Here is a 1,247-nt window from a genome sequence, read left to right as displayed (position 1 = left end):
AAAATAAATTTCGACCTAGGCGCACCTAGGATTTTGGAATGGATCTTTGGAATCATTCTACTTTCATGTACTTGCTTGAAATTATTAAAAAATAAAGTTATTAAAAATTATTATTATTAAAACAATTTATTGTAAATTAATTGTTAATTTTTGTTTAAATTCATATAATAATTCATGAATAATTTTAATAATAATCAAACCTAGACTTTTTGTTGAAGGTACTTTGCGAAGAACCAATTTCCGCAAAGAATACAACATCTTTTTTATAAAGCGCTTTGCACACTGTTGAACGGCAACGATTTTGTTAGGTCTTCAAACATCGTGCATTGTAATGTTACGTATATCGCCTTTAAGAAATTTGGAAACCATTCTATTGTCAACGGCCATACTATAGTGGGTATACCGGAACTCGTCTGATCTCCGCAGTCAAGCACTGTAAGGCTGCGTTAGTACTTATATGGGTGACCGATTGGGAATACGCAGTGTCGTTGACTTTTTGATTAAAAACAATTTATAAATATTAAGACTATAATCAAAAATATTTTTATTTAATATTACATCTAACCCTAAATTAGGGTTAGAAAATACAACCCCAGAATCGGGTTAGGGTTTGTGTAATATTTACAGATGATATGTTAGATTGAAAGTCAAAGCGATGAAGACAATTGTAAAAAGAGTTAAGATATTTATATTTAACTGTTCTTCTCAGTTGTAATTTCACTTATAGAAAGAGTTGAGTGAAAGATTAATCTCTGTTAGCGGAGTTGGGCTACGCCATGCTTACTGAAGAGGAAGAAGATTGATTTCATTAAAACTAGCCGACCAAGCTGTAATGCAATGCAAGGTCAACTGTGACGGAGTTACGTGAACGTGTTAACATCTGTCATGTTTCAAAAATCAATTTAATCTCGATAGTAAGCACAATGTGCTTTATCCCAGAGATTAAACTGAGAAGAACAGTTCTTACACTTTTGATCATAGCTATGAAGCTAGAAGCGATAAATTCTTCGGAAACGCGAGGGTGAGAGACGGGCCTCGGGAGAGCATGTGGAGTTAAGGGGGGTTCTGCATATGATCTTTAAGATCAGCGACTTTTTAAATTTTTGTATTAATTTTCCAATGTTACTTGTTTACAAAATAAATTTCGACCTAGGCGCACCTAGGATTTTGGAATGGATCTTTGGAATCATTCTACTTTCATGTACTTGCTTGAAATTATTAAAAAATAAAGTTATTAAAAATTATTA

The 1,247-nt window shown here is 32.6% G+C and carries 1 rRNA gene; it reads left to right on the top strand.

Features of this window, described 5'->3' with window-relative positions:
• Positions 1-375: 375 nt before the first annotated feature.
• Positions 376-494 (top strand): 5S ribosomal RNA (rrf, locus tag ACAX61_RS19580).
• Positions 495-1,247: the final 753 nt, after the last annotated feature.

Source organism: Sphingomonas sp. IW22, assembly GCF_041321155.1.
Classification (GTDB): Bacteria; Pseudomonadota; Alphaproteobacteria; order Sphingomonadales; family Sphingomonadaceae; genus Sphingomonas.
Note: the sequence above shows the minus strand (reverse complement) of the source record. Positions and strands in the feature narration are given on the sequence as shown.